The organism is Flavobacterium sp. HBTb2-11-1 (assembly GCF_009826975.1).
In the GTDB taxonomy this organism is placed as follows: Bacteria; Bacteroidota; Bacteroidia; order Flavobacteriales; family Flavobacteriaceae; genus Flavobacterium.
In genome coordinates, this window is the sequence record NZ_WUMO01000001.1 from 1,023,482 (window position 1) to 1,044,410 (window position 20,929).

The following is a 20,929-nucleotide window of genomic DNA, read 5'->3' on the forward strand; positions in this document are numbered from 1 at the left end:
TATTAAGCCAGTTGCAAATGCTTCTGGCTTTCTTAATTTTGAAAAGTATAACAAAATCTCTCAATTATGAAAAAACAATTATGGCTTTTTGGCGCTATAGCTTTAATCCTATCATCATGTTCAAGTGATGAAAATTCTCCTTTGCAAGAAATTGATTCTACATTGCCAAAGACGATTTCTTATGTTTACCCTTCTATTTACTTAGGAACAAATAGTAAAGGAACTTTAACTTACGATGGTAATAAAATTCTAAATATCGTTAAAGAAGATTCAAAAACAATATTTACATACAATGGAGATGTGATAATTAAACAAGAAGAGTTTGATATAGAAAATGGGAAAGAAATTAAAAATGAAGAAGTTTCATATAGTTATGAAAATGGAAAACTAAAAACTAAAGTTTTTAGAGAAGACATAAGTGTCGAATATCCCGACGGTTATTATATTGAGAAAGTGGTTTATACTCATAATTCTAATGGAACAATTTCTTACATTGATTACACCGTTGATAATATAAAGAAAACCGAAACTAAAAGTGGAGAAGGAACTTTAACGTATAAAGATGGAAACTTAATAAGAGTGGAAGAAAAGTCTGGTTCTTCAACTACAACATTAGTTTTTGAATACGATTCCAAAAAAAATCCCCTGAAAAATATACTAGGTTTCAATTTGTTATTAAACGAAATTGAAGGATTTGGAACTAATAATATTGTAAAAACTACAAGAACAACAACTGAATTTCCGAATCCATCGGTTTATTTAACGACTTATATTTATAATGATGCTTCGTACCCAACAAAACATACTTCATTTGATGGAGGAGGAAAAAATATTGAGTATGAAATTGAATATACGTATTAACATTAGGTAATATTTTAATCAATAAAAAAGCCAAATACTTCTGTATTTGGTTTTTTTATTGATTAAAATTGGTGAAATTCGTAGTTAATTTCAAAATCATGCAATTCAGAACCCAAATACCCATTTCCAAAAGTAGTTTGCCAATCGATTATAATTCGAAAATACTTTCTATAGGGTCTTGTTTTGCAGAAAATATGGCGGAGAAATTCGATTATTTTAAATTTCAGAATGAAACCAATCCGTTTGGGATCATTTTTAATCCGGTTTCAATTGAAAAATTATTTAGCAGAATTTCTAAACAAGATTGGTTTGAAGAAAAAGATGTTTTCTTCTATAACGAGCGTTGGCATAGCTTTGAAGTACATTCAGATTTAAGCAATTCTGACCGTCAAGAATTATTAGAAACTCTGAATAAAGCTGTAACAGAAACCCATAAACAACTTAAAGAAGCGACCCATATTATCATCACTTTCGGAACTTCTTGGATTTATAGAAATCTTGAAAAAGATGAAATTGTAGCCAACTGTCATAAAGTGCCTCAAAAACAATTTTCAAAAGAATTATTGTCGGCAGAAGCCATTCAAAAAAGTATTCAAAATACAATTGAAACCATTCAGACTGTAAACTCCAATATAAATTTCATTTTTACTATTTCCCCAGTTCGACATATTAAAGACGGATTTGTAGAAAATCAATTAAGCAAATCACATTTATTTACAGCTTTACATCAAGTTTTAAAAACACATAATTCAAAACCCATAACTCATAACTATTTCCCTTCTTACGAAATCATGATGGACGAACTTCGCGATTATCGTTTTTATAACGAAGATATGTTGCATCCCAATCAGATTGCGATAGATTATATCTGGAAGCTTTTTAGCGAAAATTATGTTTCAGAAGAAAGTGTTCAAGTAATGAAAGAAGTAGACGAAATCCAAAAAAGTCTTCGTCATCGCAGTTTTAATCCAGAATCAGAACAGCACCAAAAATTCTTAGCAAAATTGCAGCAGAAAATAAACATCATAGGAGAAAAACTGCCGCATATTAAATTCTAACTATTAGAATAACCCTCATAAAAAGGTTATCAGTTAATATAAAAAACTTCGCGCCTTAGTGCCTTCATGGCAAATGCAACAATAAAATTTTAGAATAATTGCTCATAATTTTGTAAATTGTTAAGGTTTAAATTTTACATTTTTGTAAAATGTGTAACCCTGCTTTTTTCAGAAGCAATTTTAATCTAAGCGATTTTATTGACGTATGAATAAGAAACCAGTTTATTTTCTTAAAAAAACACTTCGTATCTTAATGTGGTGCGTGGTTTCTGTAGTTGCGCTTTTATTACTTCTCATAATCTTAATCCAAGTTCCGTCGGTTCAAAATTTCGTTAAGGACAAAGCCATTACCTATCTTGAGGGTAAGATTAGAACCAAAGTTTCTCTCGATAAAATTCTAATTAAATTTCCCAAAGATGTAGTTCTGGAAGGTTTTTATTTTGAAGATCAAAAAAAAGATACGTTGCTGGCTGGTAAACGATTAGAGGTTGATGTTGATCTTTTTAAACTCGTAAGCAGCGAACTCGAAATCAATTCGGTTTCATTAGAAAATGTAAAAGCCAATATTTCCAGAAACAAAGACGGCGTTTTCAATTTTGATTATATTATAAAAGCATTCGAATCTAAAGAACCAAAAGTAGAAGATCCTGATGCAAAACCGTTTAAAATTTCTGTAGTAAAAGTAAATCTCGATCAGGTTAAATTCAATTTTAAAGATAATTTTTCGAAGAATGATATCAAAGTCAATTTGACGCATTTTGATACTAAATTCAAAAGGTTTGATCTTGATAAAATGGACTTTAATATTCCCACAATTAATTTAAATGGATTGAAGATAGTTTTAGATCAAGATGTTGTAGAGAAAATTGCTGAAGTTTCAGTCAAAACAGTGGATACAGTTTCGAAACGTCCAGATTTTAAATTGGCATTGGATAAAATCACTTTATCTAAAATAGATATTTTATATGATAATAAAGACTCGAAATTAAATTCGGGTATTAGTTTAGGAAATTTAAATTTAGTAGTAAATGAGATCAATCTTAATGAACAGTTTTTGGATTTTAATACTTTTGAAGTTAAAAATCTTAAAGGAAATTTACGTCTTGGTGCAAAAGATAAGCAAATTCAAGCCCCTGACTTAGATTCAACAGCCATAAAACAAGCAGGCTGGAAAGTAAAACTCAAAGAAACCAATCTAGAAAACATTGCTTTCAAGTTTGATGATGAACAGTCAAAACCTAAAACAAAAGGAATTGATTATGCACACTTGGATTTGGATAAATTCAATTTTAAAGCAGAGAAGTTATATTATGGAAATGATACGATTTCAGGAAATATTAAAACGCTAACCGTAAACGAAAAAAGCGGTTTGCAGATTCAGTCTTTCAAAACCGATTTCTTTTACGGACCGAAAAATGCTTCGCTGGAAAATCTGTATTTAAAAACACCGCAGACTCTCGTTCAGGATAAAGTTAAAGCGCAATATACATCACTTGAATCACTTCAGAAAGATTTTGGAAATCTTGCCCTTGATGCCAATTTGAAACAATCTAAAATTGGTTTTAAAGACATTTTATTGTTTGTTCCCGATCTTCAAAATACAAATCCGTTTAAAAGTAACCCGAATGCGATTTTGTATGTGGACAGCCGTGTGAGCGGAAAAGTAAAAGATTTGAATATTTCGAAGTTTGAAATGAGCGGAATTGGCGCTACAAAAGTTTCCCTTTCGGGGAAAATTGCTGGATTGCCAGATGCACAAAAAGCGTATTACGATTTGGATATCAAAAAAGCTTCGACGACTTCAAAAGACATTAATATGTTTGTGCCACCAGGAACAATTCCGAAGAATATTCAGTTGCCATCTCAATTAAGTTTGAAAGGAAAATTTAAAGGTTCGGTTCAGAATTTTAAAACCAATATGGCTTTAACGAGCAGTTTTGGAAGTGCAAAAGTCGATGCTTTATTTGATCAGCGTGTTAAAAAGAGAGAAAAATACGATGCGCAAGTTTACTTGTTGGATTTTGATTTAGGACGTTTAATTAAAAACGATTCAATCGGAAAAATTACCCTTAAAGCGAAAGTTAAAGGAAACGGCTTAGATCCTAAAACCGCAAATGCAGCGATTGATGGTTTGGTACAGAAAGCAGTCTTTAATCGATACACTTATAGAGATTTAGCATTAAAAGGAAATATCGAAAACGGTTCATTTGCAGTAAAATCTGGAATGCAAGATCCAAATTTGAATTTTAATTTAACGGCTTCTGGCGACACCAAAGATAAATATCCAACCATACAATTAAAGCTGAATCTTGATATTGCCGATTTAGAAAAACTAAATCTGCACGCTGGACCAATGAAGCTTCGCGGAAATGTCGATGCAGATATTGCCAACAGTAATCCTGATTTCTTAAACGGAAAAGTGTTTCTTTCAAACATTCAAATTTTGCAAGAAGCAGAACCAATTGTTTTAGATTCTGTTCGAGTTTTGGCTTTTGCAGATAAAGACAGCAATTCGATCAAAATTTCGTCTCAATTTTTAAAAGCCGAAATGATCGGAAAATATAAATTGACAACTTTGGCAAATTCAATCCAAAAATCATTATCAAAATATATTGATCTCAAAAATCCAAAAGTCAATGCAGAATCAGATGAGCAACGATTGGCTTTTATGCTCAAAGTAGACAATGATCCTGTTCTTTTTAAATTGTTGCCAAAATTAACTGGATTAGAGCCTTTTACTATAAATGGAAATTATAATAATAAAACAGATTCTTTAACTGTAAAAGGAACGATTCCAAGAATTGTTTATGGAGGAAACACCATTTCAGATGGGAAAATCAATATCGAAGCCAAAGAAAATGCGCTGGAATATTTAGTTTCTGTAGCGACAATTGAAAGCGGTTCTTTGAAAATTCCGTTTACAAGTTTGAGCGGAGAAGTTCAAAACAATACTTTGACCTATGCGCTTGAAGTTCAAGATGCAAAACAAAAACAGCAATATTTTATTGGGGGCGAATTTAAAGCTGAAGATTCTAAAAATATTGTAAAACTAGATGCAGACAGCTTTATTTTAAATTATGATAAGTGGAATGTTGATCCTGAAAATGCAATCGAGTTTGGAGAAAAAAGACTTTATGTCAATAAATTCAATTTGAGTAATAATGGAAACGAATTGAAAGTTCAATCGAAAGGAAATCAGGATAATGCGCCTTTACAAGTTGATTTTGTCAACTTCAAAATCGAAACCATTATGAACATGGTTAAAAAAGATGAATTATTGATGCAAGGCTTGATTAACGGAAATGCGTTGGTTGAAAATGTGATGACAAATCCAACTTTTACATCCGATTTGAAAATTGATGATTTTACTTTTAAAGGTTCAAAAGTAGGAGATTTAGAAATAAAAGTTGACAATAAAACTGCCAATACACTTGCCGCAAATGTAGCCTTGAGTGATGAAGGAAATGACTTAAAACTTACGGGAGATTATCAGTTAGATTCAGGAAATTTTGATTTTGATGTAGCTATTAATAAATTGTATATCAAAAGCGTTCAAGGTTTCAGTATGGGAAATATTACTGAAGGACAAGGTTTTCTTTCAGGAAATTTCAAGTTGACAGGAAATACTTCTGCTCCACAAATTAATGGAGAATTGAATTTTAATGACGCTGGTTTTAGAGTCACACAGCTCAATTCGTACTTTAAAACCAAAAACGAAAAAATCACTTTCAATAACGAAACAATTTCATTTGATAAATTCTCTCTTTTTGATGAAAATGACAATGAACTGTTTGTAAACGGAACCATTCAGTCGCCAGATTTTGTGAAGTATAATTTCAATCTGCTGGTTGAGGCAAACGATTTTAGAGCGATTCACTCGCAAGCAAAAGACAATGATTTATTTTATGGCGATTTGTTTTTAGATACAAAACTAAATATCAAAGGAAATCTAGACAGTCCAGTGGTTGACGGAACGATTAAAATTAATAAAGAAACCAAGTTTACAGTCGTAATGCCGCAGTCAGATCCGTCAATAGCAGACCGAGAAGGGATTGTAGAATTTGTTGACGAAGATAATCTGTACTTGAAGCAAACGGTTGATATGCAGAACAAACTGAATCAGTCGGAATTGAAAGGCATGGATGTAAATGTAGCTATTTCGATCAATAAAGAAGCAGAATTGACTTTGCTGATTGATAAAGGAAATGGCGATTATTTGAATTTGAAAGGAGAAGCAGAATTAGTTGGAGGAATCGATCAATCAGGAAAGACAACTTTGACTGGGAAATATGAATTTTCAGACGGTTCTTATCAAATGAATTTCAACGGAATTAAACGAAAATTTGATATTCAAAAAGGAAGTTTTATCACTTGGAATGGCGAACCGACAATGGCAACTTTAAATATTACAGCGATTTATAAAGTAAACACAGCGCCAATTGATTTATTAGGAAATCAGATAAAAGGTGAACCTCAAGCGGTACAAAATACCTACAAGCAAAAGCTTCCTTTTCAGACCTTATTAAAAATGAATGGAGAATTGCTGAAACCAGAAATCTCATTTGGAATAGTGCTTCCGGAAGGAAATTATAATGTTTCTACAGATGTCGTAGAAATGACTCAGACAAAACTGAAACAGCTGGAACAAGATCCTGCTGAACTGAACAAACAAGTTTTTGCCCTTTTATTATTGAACAGATTTGTGGGCGAAAATCCTTTTGCAAGCGAAAGTGGCGGTGTAAGTGCAGAATCTTTTGCCAGACAGAGTGTGAGCAAAATACTTTCGCAACAATTGAATAATCTGGCTGGAGATCTTATTGAAGGATTTGAAGTCAATTTTGATTTAGAATCGACAGAAGATTATACAACAGGAACCATGCAAAACCGAACCGATTTAAATGTCGAAGTTTCTAAAAAATTACTCGATGATCGATTGAAAATTACTGTTGGAAGCAGTTTTGGAGTAGAAGGCCAGGAACGTGCCAATGAAGAATCTACCAATATTGCGGGTGATGTCGCTTTAGATTATCAATTAACAAAAGATGGCCGTTACATGATTCGCGCTTATCGTAAAAATCAATATCAGGTTGCGGTTGAAGGTCAGGTAATCGAAACAGGAGTTGCATTTGTAATTACAATGAGCTACAATAAATTTAGAGAGCTTTTTCATCGCACAGAAGAAGAAAAAGAGTTGATAAAAGAAGAAAAAATTCGCAAGGAAAAAGAAAAGCAAAAAAAGAAAGAGGACAAAGAAAAAGAAAAACTGCAAGAGAACGAAGACGAAAAAACTATTGAAGGAAATGAGCAAAAAACATAATCATAGAAATATATATTTAAAGTATATCGCGCTGCTTTCCTTATTTTTTGTTTTAGGATGCAGCAATACAAAGTATCTTCCTGAAGGCGAGTTGCTTTATACAGGCGGTTCTGTTACCATAAAAGATTCGATTATGAAAAAGAAAGATCGAAAAGCGTTGGAAAATGAACTAGAAGGCCTGCTACGCCCAAAACCGAACAAACAGTTTTTGGGTCTTCGACCTAAATTATTGATATACAATCTTGCTGGGGAACCTAAAAAAGATAAGGGAACGAGATATTGGCTGCGTAACAAAGTGGGAGAACCGCCCGTACTTTTCAGCCAGGTTGATTTGGATTATAATGCTTCGGTTTTGCGAAATTTTACAGAAAACCGAGGATATTTCAAAACCCGTGTCAGCGCCGATTCGACTGTTCGAAATAAAAGAGTAACCGCAGAATATATTGTGACACCAAGAAAACAATACATTATAAAAAGCGTAACTTTTCCAGATGATTCTCTTAAAATGTCAAAAATTATTGCGAGAAGCCATAAAAGAAGTCTTCTTAAAGTTGGAAATCCTTACGATTTAGATGTCATAAAGGCAGAAAGAGAAAGAATTGATGCAAGATTAAAAGAAAAAGGCTATTTCTATTTTAATCCAGATTATATTTTGGCAAAAGTAGACAGCAGTAAAGGGGATCACGAAGTACGAATTAGATTGGTAATAAAGGATGATACACCTGTAAAAGCTTTGACCGCTTATAAAATTGATAAGATTTTTGTGTACCCAAATTATTCGCTTACCAATGATAGTGCAGTTTATAGAAAAAGAAATATCACGCAATACAAAGATTTTACCATAATTGATACAGCAGATACTTTTAAACCAAGAATTTACGATCGAACAATTTATTTTAAAAGAGGAGATGTTTACAATCGAAAAGACCACAATTTAACCTTAAACCGATTTGTAAATCTTGGAACTTTCAGTTTTGTGAAGAATGAATTCAAACCCTCAGATTCAATTCCTAACGCTCTAGATTCGTACTACTATTTGACTCTTTTGCCTAAGAAGTTTATTCGTGTAGAAGTTATCGGAAAAACCAATTCTGCGAGCTATACCGGTACAGAATTAAATCTAAACTGGAACAACAGAAACTTTTTGCGAGGTGCAGAATTGTTTACCGCTTCTGTTTTTGGTGGCGCCGATTTTCAGTTGGGAGGAGTTAATAAAGGGAAAAACATTTACAAACTGGGAGCAGAAGTTAGTTTGACTTGGCCACGATTTATAACGCCTTTTCATATTGAAGGGAACAGCGAATATGTGCCAAGAACCAAAGCAACGCTCCGTTATGAATATCAAAAACGAACGCAGTTATATGCTTTGAATTCTTTTAATACTTCTTTTGGGTATATGTGGAAAGAAAATATTCGTAAGGAACATCAATTAAATGTTGTTGATGTGACTTATGTGAGCCCGAATCACGTTACACCAGAATATCTCGCAGACATTGACGAAGATCCAGCTTTGGGAAAAGTAATTGAAAAACAGCTGATTTTTGGCCCAACCTATAATTATACGTATACCAATACGATGCAGAAGCGTAAGAAGCATACCATTTATTTTAATGGTGAGTTAGATTTAGCTGGAAATTTAACAGGGTTATTTACTGGAGCAGATTATCCGAATAACGTTAAGACCATATTTGATGTTCCGTTTAGCCAATACGTAAAAATTAGATCCGATTTCAGACATTATTTAAAACTCGGAAAAGAAAGCGAATTAGCCAGCAGATTAATTGTCGGTGCGGGATTTGCTTACGGAAATTCAAACACGCTTCCGGCATCGAAACAATTTGTAGTGGGAGGAACCAATAGTATTCGCGCGTTTAGAGCACGAACTTTAGGGCCAGGAAGTTATGTTATTCCGCCACCAACAAACAATAATTACACTCCCGATCAATCAGCTGATTTGAAACTGGAGTTCAATACCGAATACCGTGCAAAGCTTTTCAGCATTGTAAGAGGTGCAATATTTTTAGATGCTGGTAATATCTGGCTTTTACATGCCGATCCAAATAAACCTGGAGCGGAAATTTCAAAAGATTTTATGAAAGAAATCGCCGTTGGAGCCGGAGCTGGTTTACGTTTCGATTTGTCGTTTTTGATTTTAAGAACCGATTTAGCTATTCCGCTACGTAATCCTGCATTGCCAGACGGACAACGTTGGGTGATTGACGATATTAATTTCGGAAGCAGTTCCTGGAGAAAAGACAATCTAATTCTGAATATCGCTATCGGTTATCCGTTCTAATTTTTTAGCCACGAATTCACGAATTATTATAATCTATGTGTTGCTTATAATTGAATTAAACGGATTTTTTAATTTGTGAAATTGGAAAAAATAATAGACAAAAAATTAGAGAAAATTCGTGAATTCGTGGCAGGAAAAAAGAATAAAAAGAAGTAAATTGGTCTAAAATATTTTAGAGGAATGCAAAACTTGATTAAAAGAATTATTGGTGTTGGAGTTATCGTTTTAGTAATTGTTCTGGGGTTTAAATATTGCCAGTTCAAAAAAGACGACGATTCAGATATTCAATACAATACCAATTTAATTCAACAGCAGATTCTTAATGTTGGAAAGCTGGTTGTTACCGAAGGACATTTTTCAGAAGTCATTACCTATAAAAATCAGCAGAAATATTTGATGGATATGATTTCTTTTGAGAAAAAAGCACTCATTGTGGTCAATGCCAATGTGACGGTGGCTTACGATCTCCATCAAATGAAATATGATATTGATGAAAAAAATAAAACCATCACGATTTTAAATATTCCGAAAGAAGAAATTACCATAAATCCAGATATTCAGTTTTACGATGTTGAACAAAGCAAACTGAATCCGTTTACGGGAGACGATTACAATAAAATCAATAAATCGGTAAAAGCGAATCTGGCTAAAAAAATCGAAAAATCTACTCTTAAAACCAATGCCCAAAATAGACTTATTAGCGAATTGTCTAAGATTTTAATCATGACCAATTCAATGGGCTGGAAACTGCAATACAACGGAAAAACTATTGAATCTGAAACTGAATTAAGTCAGGATTTGGGGTCAAAGCTATAAAAGAATCTCGCAAAGACGCAGAGTCGCAAAGAATTTTTGCCACAGATTAAAGGATTAAATGATTTAATACCAAATTCTTGGCTAGTTTTCATAAACAGATTTTCCACAATTTTGTCATTTCGACGAAGGAGAAATCTCCACGAGAGGCTCGACAAAGATTGGATTCTCGTTGCGGAGTTACTTGCGTAGATTTCTCCTTCGTCGAAATGACAAATATTATGTTATTTACTTAATAAAAAACTTCGCGTTTTAGTCCCGATAGCTATCGGGATTGTGGCAAATTATCAAAAATCAAATCCAAACCGCCAGAAATTAAATGTGCAATTTCAGGACGTTTTACTTTCAATTGATCTAAATGAACCAATACTTCCTGTAAAAGCTGTTTCTCTTCAGAATCTTTTAAAAGCTCAGCAATTTCAACAGACAGTAACCAATCGTTTTGATGATTATTTTTTAGCTTTTCAAAAACATTTTTCAGTTCCGTTTTAGCACCTTTATTCGTTCTAATATCTCTAACGGTTGCGTATAAATGTTCTAATTCGTCACGCTCATCAGTATGTTTAGCTTTGATGGTTTTGGTTGACGGAACAATATTAATTAAATCAAAACTATTGACATCAGCTGGACCAGAGAATGCAGAAATTACTTTTTTGCCAATTGCCATATCATAATTGCCCCATTCAGGTTGGAATAAAACCGTCTCGCCATGAGTAACCGTGCAATTTTTAAAACTGATTAAAATAATTTCGCCGTGAAGATTTCTAGAACCTGTAATAATTTCTCCTTCAACAATAATATTGCCTTCGAATTCTAATTTTATTTTTTCGCCTTCAATGATATTATAAGCCTGTAAATCTTTCGGACTCATATCTTCAATCGCAAGATTAAAACCTTTCAATTTTCCAATCGGACTTCCAAATCCGTGTGGATGCGTTAAAGTTCCGTGGCCAACTAATTCTTTTTCACGATAAGCCAAAGCTGTTTTTCCTGTAGTTTGAATGTAAACAGGCTTTCCTTCTTCTTCAATGACATTGGTAAAAACTCCTGAAATTTGCAGGCCAGTGCTCAATTCAATAGTTCCCAAAGCATTTGATTGAATTAGTTTTTTAATTCCGGAAAGACCTCCAGTTCGCAGAGCCATTTTATTAGCAAATTCTTCTAAAATCAAACTCAAATGAGAAAAAGTTGGCGTTACATAAAGCTGTGGCTGTAATTGCGTGATATCAAAATTCTGATTGGCTGCCGAAATATCATAAGGGATTTTCTTCACATTATCAGTCATGCAATGGGCACTTTCGCCAATTGAAGAAAGCAATCCCGCACCATATATTTTCGGATTTTCAACTGTTCCAATCAAGCCATATTCAACTGTCCACCAATGCAGATTTCTAATTTGAGCCATTTCAGACAATTCGCCCATATCATTTTGCAAATCGGCTACTGCTTTTTCGGCTTCATCAATTTTTTCTTGTGGAGTATCTTCAGCTTCTTTTAATATCGAAAGCAAACGAATCGCTTCATACATTTGATAATCTTTGTGAGAAGAAATCGCTTTACAGCCAATTTCGCCAAAACGTCTCAAATATTCAGCATATTCAGGATTGGCAATAATCGGAGCGTGGCCGGCACCTTCGTGGATAATATCTGGAGCAGGGGTATATTCAATATGTTCTAATTGTCTGATATCAGAAGCAATAACCAAAACATTGTACGCTTGGAATTCCATAAACGCATTTGGAGGAATAAATCCGTCAACGGCAACCGCTGCCCAGCCAATTTCGCTAAGAATTCGGTTCATTCCGTACATGCTCGGAATAGAATCAATTTCGATACCAGTTTTACGCAAACCTTCCAGGTAAGAATCGTGCGCAACTTTAGAAAGATAATCTACATTTTTGCGCATCACATATCGCCAAACCGCCTGATTGATAGGAGTGTAATCGCTATAATCTTGAGGTTTAATAAATTGCTGTAAATGTTTAGGCAATCGCTCTAATAACGGATTAGTTTCAATATTTGGATTCATTTCGAAAACGTTGTAGATTTAAAATGTAAAATTACGAATTTATGCCTCGATTTTTTACCATTCATCACAAAATTTTTATTCGAAAGTGAGTTTTATTGCATTTTTGTAGATTTTATAAAGATGGAAAGAAATGCATTTTAGCAGTCATTATTTTCATAATTCACCTTTTCCATAGTCTTTTCGAAATTTTCAATTTCTTTTTTAGTCATTGCAGCTTCTTTGAGATCAACTTTTAATTGTTTCTTAGTGTCTGGACTAATCCATAAACCAGTAAATGTATTTCCATTTTTCTGCAAAATTAAAACACCGCTAAAGCCATGTTCTACCATAACAAATTCGTTTTCTTTCTTTTTGCCCTGAGTAATATTCAGCTGAATCCAATTGTTAGATTTATTATAGCGGTACATTGAAGTAAACATTAAATCTGCAGTACAGGGATTTTCTTCTGTTTTAATGTAAACTGTTATAGGAGTTTTTCCGTCAACAGTCCCTTTATATAAATTAGAAACTGAAGTTTGAGATTGTGCTGATAATTGATTTAAAAATGAGAAGCAGATTGCAATAAAGAAAATTACTTTTTTCATAAATAGATTTTGGGTTGATTCATTTAATCAAATATAAAATTCTGCTTTGTATTTGAAAGAAATTCTTTAAGATTTTTTTACTGTATTTCTCATTTCATTTTCTGCATTTCTAAAATATTCAATTTTATGGCTGAACATAAAGGCCATATTCGTAGCACGCATTTTAGCTTCTTCAGTTATTGGTCCCGCAAATTGCGAATCAATTGTTGAATTAAAAATAGCAATCCATCGGTCAAAGTGGGTTTTGTCTACAGGTAATTGTTTATGCGGCGGAAAAGGTGTTCCAGAATAAGCGCGAACATCAAATAAAATGGTTTGCCAGAAATTGTACATTTTTTGCAGATGCGGCTCCCAGCGATCTTGTAATTTATCATTAAATATTGGCCCGATTAGATCATCCTTTCTAACATTTGCATAAAAGCTATTAACCATTTGCTGAATGTCTTCTATTGTCGAAATATCTTTTAAAGCTGTCATTTTATTGTATTTTAAATAAATGCAAAAATACAATATATCTTTCTTTTGCTTTCCTGATAATTGTCATATGGCCTTTATTTGCTAGGCAAAATCATGTTTTGTAAGGAATTGTATAGATTTTACATTTTATGATGAGTTATTTCGATTTTGACAAGTAAGTTTTTTATGATTTTTAATTTTCTAAATTATTGTTTTTCAATGTATTCAAAAACAATAAGATGAGTTTTTGTTATATCTGTTTTTTTAATTTGATGTGTATTTGTAAAGTTAAAAAATTGATAATTTTGTAAAAATACCCATAATATTGTGCTGTTTTAGTAAAATAAAACTGAATAAATAAGAAAAAACTAATTATCAAACCAAAACCACAAAAGAATGCACAAAACTACTCAAACACCTACAATTCGGGTACGTAAAGCGTTAAAACTATTATGTTGCAGTACGCTTTTATTCATGAACAGCTTAAATGCTCAGACGGTAACTCCGTGGATGACTACAGGAGATCAAAGTAAATTATTACAGCAGCAGGGAACTGTAAGCTTCGGAACCAATTCAGGAACAAATGCTTCAACCGTAACAGTAAATGCAGGAACGACCTACCAAACCATGGACGGATTCGGTTATACACTTACCGAGGGAAGCTGTGAAGTTATTTCTGGAATGGCAACGACTCAGCAAAACCAATTGTTGAATGATTTATACAATCCGACAACAGGATTAAATGCAAGCGTTGTTCGTATCAGTATTGGAGCTTCAGATTTAAGCAGTTATTCCTACAGTTATAACGAAACTTCGGGAGATACGAACATGAACAATTTCAGTTTGAATGGACCTGATTTAACCTATTTAGTTCCAATTCTTAAAAAAATCCTGCTAATTAACCCAAACATCAAAATCTTGGCAACACCTTGGTCTGCACCGAGGTGGATGAAAACCAATGGTTCTTGGGTTGGAGGATCTCTACAAACGCAATATTATGCAGCGTATGCGAAATATTTCGTAAAATATTTTGATGCAATGAAAGCACAAGGTATTAATATTTGGGCAATCACACCGCAAAATGAACCAGAAAATCCGCATAATGAGCCAAGTATGCTGATGAATTCTACAGAACAAAAGAATTTCATCAACCAGCAGCTTGGTCCGCAAATGGCTGCCGCTGGTTACGGAAACATTAAAATCATTGCCTTTGACCACAATTGCGATAATACGGCATATCCTATTGATGTTTTAAACAATAGTTCTTATGTAGATGGAGCGGCATTTCACTTGTATTTAGGAAACATCTCAGCAATGTCAACAGTAAAAAATGCTACTAATAAAAACGTTTATTTTACGGAACAATACACGGGTTCTGGTGGAAGTTTTAGCGGCGATTTTGGCTGGCATATGCAAAACGTTGTTATTGGAAGCACCAATAACTGGTCTAAAACAGTTTTAGAGTGGAATGCTGCCAACAATTCAAGTTTAGGACCACGCACTCCAGGAGGATGCAGCACTTGTTTAGGTGCTATTACAGTAAATAGCAGCACAAGTTATACTAAAAATGTAGCGTATTATATTATTGGTCAGATTTCAAAATTTGTGAAACCGGGTGCTGTGCGAATTGGGGCTTCAAGCACAAACAGCAGTATTCAGTCTGCTGCTTTCAAAAACCCAGACGGGTCAACTGCACTTGTAGTATACAATTCTGGCGGCTCATCAAATACAATAAAAGTGGTTTCAGGAGCTTCGGCATTTAATTATGCTGTTCCAGCTTCATCAGCAGTTACTTTTACTTGGAGCTCTGGAGCGCCACCTATTACCGAATTTCCTGGATATTATAACATTATTTCAAGAAACAGTAACAAAGGTTTAGATGTGGCTGACAATGCTACTACGAGCGGAAGTAGAATTCAACAGTATGATGTAACGAATGGTGGAGGAAGTAATCAGCGTTGGAAATTTGTTTCTGACGGAAGCGGTAACTATTACATTATCGTAAAATCGACTGGAATGTATTTGGCTGTTGAAAACAACGGAACAGCTGATGGATTAAAAGTACAGCAAAAAACTTTCTCATCTTCTAATGAATTTAAGTGGACGGTAACGAGTCTTGGATCAGGATATTACAAAATTATAAACGTAAACAGTGGCAAATCGCTTGATGTTGAAAATGTTTCTACAGCAAATGGTGCTAATATTCAGGTTTGGTCTTATACAGGAGGGTTAAATCAGCAGTGGCAGTTGGTGCAGGTTGAATCTTCTACAGCAAAAAGTGCTTTAGCTGCACAAACGACTGTAGTTGAAAATACAAGCTCAAATGATATGACTATTTTTGTAAATGAAACTGATGATTCTCTAAAAATTGATACGAATCATGAGGGAGATGCTGAAGTGCAGGTTTTCAATATTACTGGACAGCCAGTTTTAAAGAAGAATGTAAAATTTATAAAAGGAAATCAAGCAGAAGTAGAGATTTCTCGATTGCCAAAAGGCGTTTACATTGTGAAAGTTAACGATAGTAAAGGTTCGTATTCGAAAAAAATCTTGAAGCAATAATTACATCCACAATTCAATTAGTAATTTGTATTGAATTTGAAAAGGCTGTCATCCCATCTGACAGCCTTTGTTTTTTATTTTATCCAATTAATTGCGTAAACAAATCCTGATTGTCGTTCAGATATTGAAACTCAAAACCATTTTCGGTCATTTTCAATTTGATTGGCATAATGTCGTTTTTGTTTTTCAATTCTAAACCAACCACAACAGAACCTACTTCGCGACTATTTTTCTTAGCAAACTGGAAATACGTGATGTCGTCATCTGGACCTAAAATATTATTGACAAATTCTTTTAAAGCTCCTGGACGTTGTGGAAACTGAATCATAAAATAGTGCATTAAACCTTCGTAAAGTAAGGAGCGTTCTTTTATTTCGGCAGTTCTTTCAATATCATTATTGCTTCCACTTACAATGCAGACCACATTTTTGTCTTTAATTTTATCTTTATAAAAATCTAATGCAGCAATTGTTAAAGCCCCAGCAGGCTCAACCACCATGGCTTCTTCATTATACAATCTTAAAATTGTGGTGCAGACTTTTCCTTCTGGAACCAGAATAATATCTTCTAAGTTGTATCGGCAGATTTCAAAAGTCTTGTCTCCAACTTGTTTAACTGCTGCACCATCAACAAATTTATCGATTGTTTTTAATGGCGTATTTTTGTTTTCTTCGATTGATGTTTTCATCGAAGGAGCACCTTTTGGTTCAACACCGATTATTTTGGTATGTGGACTTAAATGTTTAAAAACTTCAGACAAACCAGATGCCAGCCCGCCACCTCCAATTGGAACAAAAACATAATCTATTGGTGCTTTAAAACTTTCTAGGATTTCTAATCCAACAGTTCCTTGTCCAGCGATTACTTTTTCATCATCAAAAGGATGAATGAATGTTTTATGATTTTTGATGGCATCTGCAGTTGCAGAAGCGTAAGCATCATCAAAAGTATCTCCAGTTAAAACAATTTCAACAAACGATTTCCCGAATAGTTGAACTTGTTTTACTTTTTGTTTTGGAGTGGTTTTTGGCATGTAAATTTTGCCATGGATCTTTAAAAGATTGCAAGAATAGGCCACGCCTTGAGCATGATTTCCTGCGCTGGCGCATACAATTCCGTTTGCTTTTTCTTTTTCGTTTAACGAAGAAATCTTATTATAAGCGCCTCTAATCTTGTACGAACGAACAATTTGCAAATCTTCTCTTTTTAGTAAAATAGTCGATTCAAATTCGTCTGAAAGATTCAAATTTTGCGTTAAAGGCGTTGCGGCAACTACATTTTCAAGATGCTTTTGGGCATTAAGTACTTCTTCAAATAAACTCATGATGTTTTGTTTTTATTTTTTTGCCACAGATTAAAAGGGATTATAATGATTTTTAATCTGTGTGAATCTGTGAAATCTGTGGCAAAAAATATTCGTCTTAAACTTTTTTAAAATAAAAAACCTCCCAATTGGGAGGTTTCTATAAATTATATTTTACAAACTTATATAGCACCTCGCCATTATTGCTGAATTGCAATAATGCTAATAATAGCGATAATAATGTTGTTAAAGTTTGTCATTTTCTTTATTGATTGAAAGGCAAATGTAAATAATTATTTTTTTACTGGCGGATATTGAGCTAAAATTTTGCCTACAAACTCAGCAATTTTTTCATCTTTTTTATCGATGTTTCTTGTCAAAGTTCCAATTCCTTCACCTTGCCAAATCATTTCTTTCTTTTTAGCATCGATTAAATCAATATACAAAGTGCCTTCAGTAGAAGTAGAAACTGTAGTTTGTCCTCCATACATCATGTAAGGATTCCAACCCCAGCCCCAGCCATAACCCCAGCCAGCAGTAAATTGGTTTACATCTACTTGTTCTCTCGATTTTGTAAAAATGTTTACCAGCAAGTCAGGATTTTCGCTTTTGGTAAAACCTTTAGCTTGCATTTGATCATCAATTGCACGAAGAATTCTTCTTTTGTCTAAATCTGATATTTCGACCTTGTCAATTCCGGGCTTAAAATAGGCGTACGTTTTATAAGGCGTAAAATCGACAGTTTTGTCATAATCAGAATAAACGGTCACGGTACTGCAAGAAGTAAGTATTAGCAGTAGCAAAAACGGAATTAACTTAAGTGTTTTCATATTTCTAAGAATTAATGTTCTCAATTTAATTAAAGCAAACTTTCGTCAACTAGATTAGGCAAAGTTACTTTCAATAATGGCTCAACTTCCATGGCTCTTTTTATGGCAAAAACAGCACCTTCATTTCTTGCCCAGCTTCGTCTTGAAATTCCGTTGTTAACATCCCAGAAAAGCATTGAAGCTAAACGCTTTGAAGCCTCTGTAGAACCATCAAGAACCATACCAAATCCGCCATTTATAACCTCTCCCCAGCCAACTCCGCCGCCATTGTGTATTGATACCCAAGTTGCTCCTCTAAAGCTGTCTCCAATCACGTTATGAATTGCCATATCGGCTGTAAAACGAGAACCATCATAAATATTTGAAGTTTCTCTGTAAGGAGAATCCGTTCCAGAAACGTCGTGGTGATCGCGTCCTAAAACCACAGCGCCAATTTCTCCTTTTGCAATGGCTTGATTAAAGGCTTCTGCAATTTTGATTCTTCCTTCGGCATCGGCATATAGAATTCGAGCTTGTGAACCAACAACCAATTTATTTTCTTGTGCACCTTTAATCCATTTAATGTTATCTTGCATTTGCTGTTGAATTTCATTTGGAGCAGTTTTTGCCATTTTTTCTAAAACTTGACAAGCAATAGCATCTGTTTTTAATAAATCTTCAGGCTTTCCAGAAGTGCAAACCCAGCGGAAAGGTCCAAATCCGTAATCGAAACACATTGGCCCCATGATATCCTGAACATAACTCGGATATCTAAAATCAATATTATTTTTAGCCATAACATCAGCTCCTGCACGAGAAGCTTCCAATAAAAAGGCATTTCCGTAGTCAAAAAAGTAAGTTCCTTTTGCAGTGTGTTTGTTAATGGCATCTGCATGACGGCGTAAGCTTTCTTGAACTTTTTCTTTAAATAAATCTGGATTTTCTGCCATCATTTTGTTAGCATCTTCAAAAGAAATTCCAACTGGATAGTAACCTCCAGCCCAAGGATTATGAAGTGAAGTTTGGTCTGAACCTAAATCAATTTTAATGTTTTCTTGATCAAAACGTTCCCAAACATCAACCACATTTCCTAAATAAGCGATTGAAACCGTTTCTTTGTTTGCTTTCGCCAAAGCTACTCTGGCAACCAATTCATCAGTAGAAGTTACGACTTCGTTAATCCATCCCTGATCGTGACGAATTTTAGTAATTTTCGGATTTACCTCAGCACAAACTGTAATACAACCTGCAATATTTCCTGCTTTTGGCTGAGCGCCCGACATTCCACCAAGACCAGAAGTTACAAATAAACTTCCTTCTGGATTTTGCTTTATTTTTCTGAAACCGTTTAAAACTGTAATAGTTGTTCCGTGTACAATTCCTTGAGGACCAATATACATATAACTTCCTGCAGTCATTTGTCCGTATTGCGAAACACCTAAAGCGTTCATTTTTTCCCAATCGTCAGGTTTGGAGTAATTCGGGATCACCATTCCGTTTGTAACCACAACTCTTGGCGCTTCTTTGTGCGAAGGAAATAATCCCATTGGGTGGCCAGAATACATCGTTAAAGTTTGCTCATCTGTCATTTCAGACAAATACTGCATCGTCAATAAATATTGCGCCCAGTTTTGGAAAACAGCACCGTTTCCTCCATACGTGATCAATTCATGCGGATGTTGCGCCACAGCATAATCCAAATTGTTCTGAATCATGTGCATGATCGCTTTTGCCTGCAAAGATTTCCCTGGATATTCGTCAATTGGTCTTGCGTACATTCTATAATCTGGACGAAGACGATACATATAAATACGTCCGTATGTTTCTAATTCTTCTGAAAATTCAGGAATTAATTCAGCGTGATGTTTTGGATCGAAATAGCGCAAAGCATTTTTAAGAGCCAATTTTTTTTCTTCTGCCGAAAGAATTTCTTTTCGTTTTGGAGCATGATTAATCGCTGGATCGTATTCCTTTTTTGGTGGTAATATAGATGGTATTCCTTGTTGTATTTGTTCTTTGAAAGTCATTTTTTTTTTGGAGATGCTAAGTTGCTAAGGTTCTAAGATGCTAAGATATTTTAGCTAGATTAACAACAGATTAATTTTTTGTTTTTTTATAAAATTATGTCGCTCCTCGGGAGCTTAAATGTGACAAATGTTTAAATGATTTTTATAAAAATATGTCGCTCCTTTCGGAGCTGATAAAATAAAGCCTTGGAAAGGCGTAATATTTATAGAAAATAATAATCATCCAATATAGAAGCTCCAGCGGAGCGAAATATTAGCCAACGTAATTGGGCCAGAGCGTTAGCGAACAGGCGTAGCAATTTGGAATTTATTTAATTGTCTCGTTTTCAAATTGACTCATTGGCAAATTGTCACATTTTCTAATTAAAAAAAAACTAAGGATAGCGGATATCCGACCTATGATAGGACTTGTGGATTTTAATCCTGAATTTTCGTGAATGGATATCCATATTAATATTTTAGATTGTTGATTTTAGATTTTAGATTAGAATTTGGAATTTAAAAATTGGAATTTATTTAAACTATCTAATTCATTTCTTTCTTATTTCTCCTGTCCTTTTATCGAATCCGTACGGGCAATGACGACAGCCGCTTTTACAGCAATAACCACGTTTTAAATGATGTTTTTCGGTAAAGCATTTATAACCTTCGGGCGTATAGTAAAAATCTTCTCCTTCGATTAATTTATTTTCATTACTTTGCTCTTTCATAAATCTGCTTCGCGTTCTTTTTCGAATAATTAAAATCAAAAATAAAAATATTTGATTATGATTTTATTGAAATCGAACAATTTTATAGCTACAAATTTATAAAT

The 20,929-nt window shown here is 33.9% G+C and carries 13 protein-coding genes; 6 read left to right on the plus strand and 7 right to left on the minus strand.

What is annotated here, in order from left to right; genetic code table 11:
- The first annotated feature begins 66 nt into the window (after nucleotides 1-66).
- The 5 genes from GR162_RS04580 (at nucleotide 67) to GR162_RS04600 (ending at nucleotide 10,348) form a co-directional block, all read left to right on the plus strand.
- Nucleotides 67-861: a hypothetical protein gene (locus GR162_RS04580; RefSeq protein WP_160781148.1), complete on the plus strand. Its 795-nt coding sequence runs from the start codon at nucleotides 67-69 to the stop codon at nucleotides 859-861.
- A 98-nt stretch (nucleotides 862-959) separates the two neighbouring features.
- On the plus strand, nucleotides 960-1,919 hold the full coding sequence (locus GR162_RS04585; RefSeq protein WP_160781149.1) for a GSCFA domain-containing protein: 960 nt from the start codon (nucleotides 960-962) through the stop codon (nucleotides 1,917-1,919).
- A gap of 205 nt (nucleotides 1,920-2,124) precedes the next feature.
- Nucleotides 2,125-7,236 (plus strand): translocation/assembly module TamB, encoded by a 5,112-nt coding sequence (locus GR162_RS04590; RefSeq protein WP_160781150.1) that lies wholly within the window; start codon nucleotides 2,125-2,127, stop codon nucleotides 7,234-7,236.
- On the plus strand, nucleotides 7,220-9,532 hold the full coding sequence (locus GR162_RS04595) for a BamA/TamA family outer membrane protein (protein WP_160781151.1): 2,313 nt from the start codon (nucleotides 7,220-7,222) through the stop codon (nucleotides 9,530-9,532). Before GR162_RS04590 ends, GR162_RS04595 begins: the two co-directional genes overlap by 17 nt.
- A gap of 180 nt (nucleotides 9,533-9,712) precedes the next feature.
- Nucleotides 9,713-10,348, plus strand: a complete 636-nt coding sequence (locus GR162_RS04600) for a DUF4230 domain-containing protein (RefSeq protein WP_160781152.1) — start codon at nucleotides 9,713-9,715, stop codon at nucleotides 10,346-10,348.
- A gap of 262 nt (nucleotides 10,349-10,610) precedes the next feature.
- Here the strand turns inward: GR162_RS04600 and GR162_RS04605 are convergent, their stop codons facing one another.
- The 3 genes from GR162_RS04605 to GR162_RS04615 form a co-directional block, all read right to left on the minus strand.
- Nucleotides 10,611-12,374: an aromatic amino acid hydroxylase gene (locus GR162_RS04605; protein ID WP_160781153.1), complete on the minus strand. Its 1,764-nt coding sequence runs from the start codon at nucleotides 12,372-12,374 to the stop codon at nucleotides 10,611-10,613.
- A gap of 137 nt (nucleotides 12,375-12,511) precedes the next feature.
- On the minus strand, nucleotides 12,512-12,958 hold the full coding sequence (locus tag GR162_RS04610; RefSeq protein WP_008466993.1) for a hypothetical protein: 447 nt from the start codon (nucleotides 12,956-12,958) through the stop codon (nucleotides 12,512-12,514).
- Between the two features lie 66 nt (nucleotides 12,959-13,024).
- The gene (locus GR162_RS04615) at nucleotides 13,025-13,435 is read right to left on the minus strand and encodes a group III truncated hemoglobin (protein ID WP_008466991.1); all 411 of its coding nucleotides are present in this window, start codon (nucleotides 13,433-13,435) and stop codon (nucleotides 13,025-13,027) included.
- 375 nt (nucleotides 13,436-13,810) lie between these two features.
- Between GR162_RS04615 and GR162_RS04620 the strand changes: the two genes are divergently transcribed.
- Entirely contained in the window at nucleotides 13,811-15,976 is a 2,166-nt protein-coding gene (locus tag GR162_RS04620) for an RICIN domain-containing protein (RefSeq protein ID WP_160781154.1), read from the plus strand.
- A 79-nt stretch (nucleotides 15,977-16,055) separates the two neighbouring features.
- Here GR162_RS04620 and ilvA read toward each other — a convergent pair whose 3' ends face one another.
- The 4 genes from ilvA to GR162_RS04640 form a co-directional block, all read right to left on the minus strand.
- Nucleotides 16,056-17,300, minus strand: coding sequence for a threonine ammonia-lyase IlvA (gene ilvA, locus GR162_RS04625; protein WP_160781155.1), 1,245 nt, complete (start codon nucleotides 17,298-17,300; stop codon nucleotides 16,056-16,058).
- Nucleotides 17,301-17,572: 272 nt separating this feature from the next.
- Nucleotides 17,573-18,109, minus strand: coding sequence for a DUF4136 domain-containing protein (locus GR162_RS04630; protein WP_160781156.1), 537 nt, complete (start codon nucleotides 18,107-18,109; stop codon nucleotides 17,573-17,575).
- 29 nt (nucleotides 18,110-18,138) lie between these two features.
- Nucleotides 18,139-20,115, minus strand: a complete 1,977-nt coding sequence (locus tag GR162_RS04635; RefSeq protein WP_160781157.1) for a urocanate hydratase — start codon at nucleotides 20,113-20,115, stop codon at nucleotides 18,139-18,141.
- 530 nt (nucleotides 20,116-20,645) lie between these two features.
- Entirely contained in the window at nucleotides 20,646-20,825 is a 180-nt protein-coding gene (locus GR162_RS04640) for a DUF5522 domain-containing protein (protein ID WP_066032608.1), read from the minus strand.
- Nucleotides 20,826-20,929: the final 104 nt, after the last annotated feature.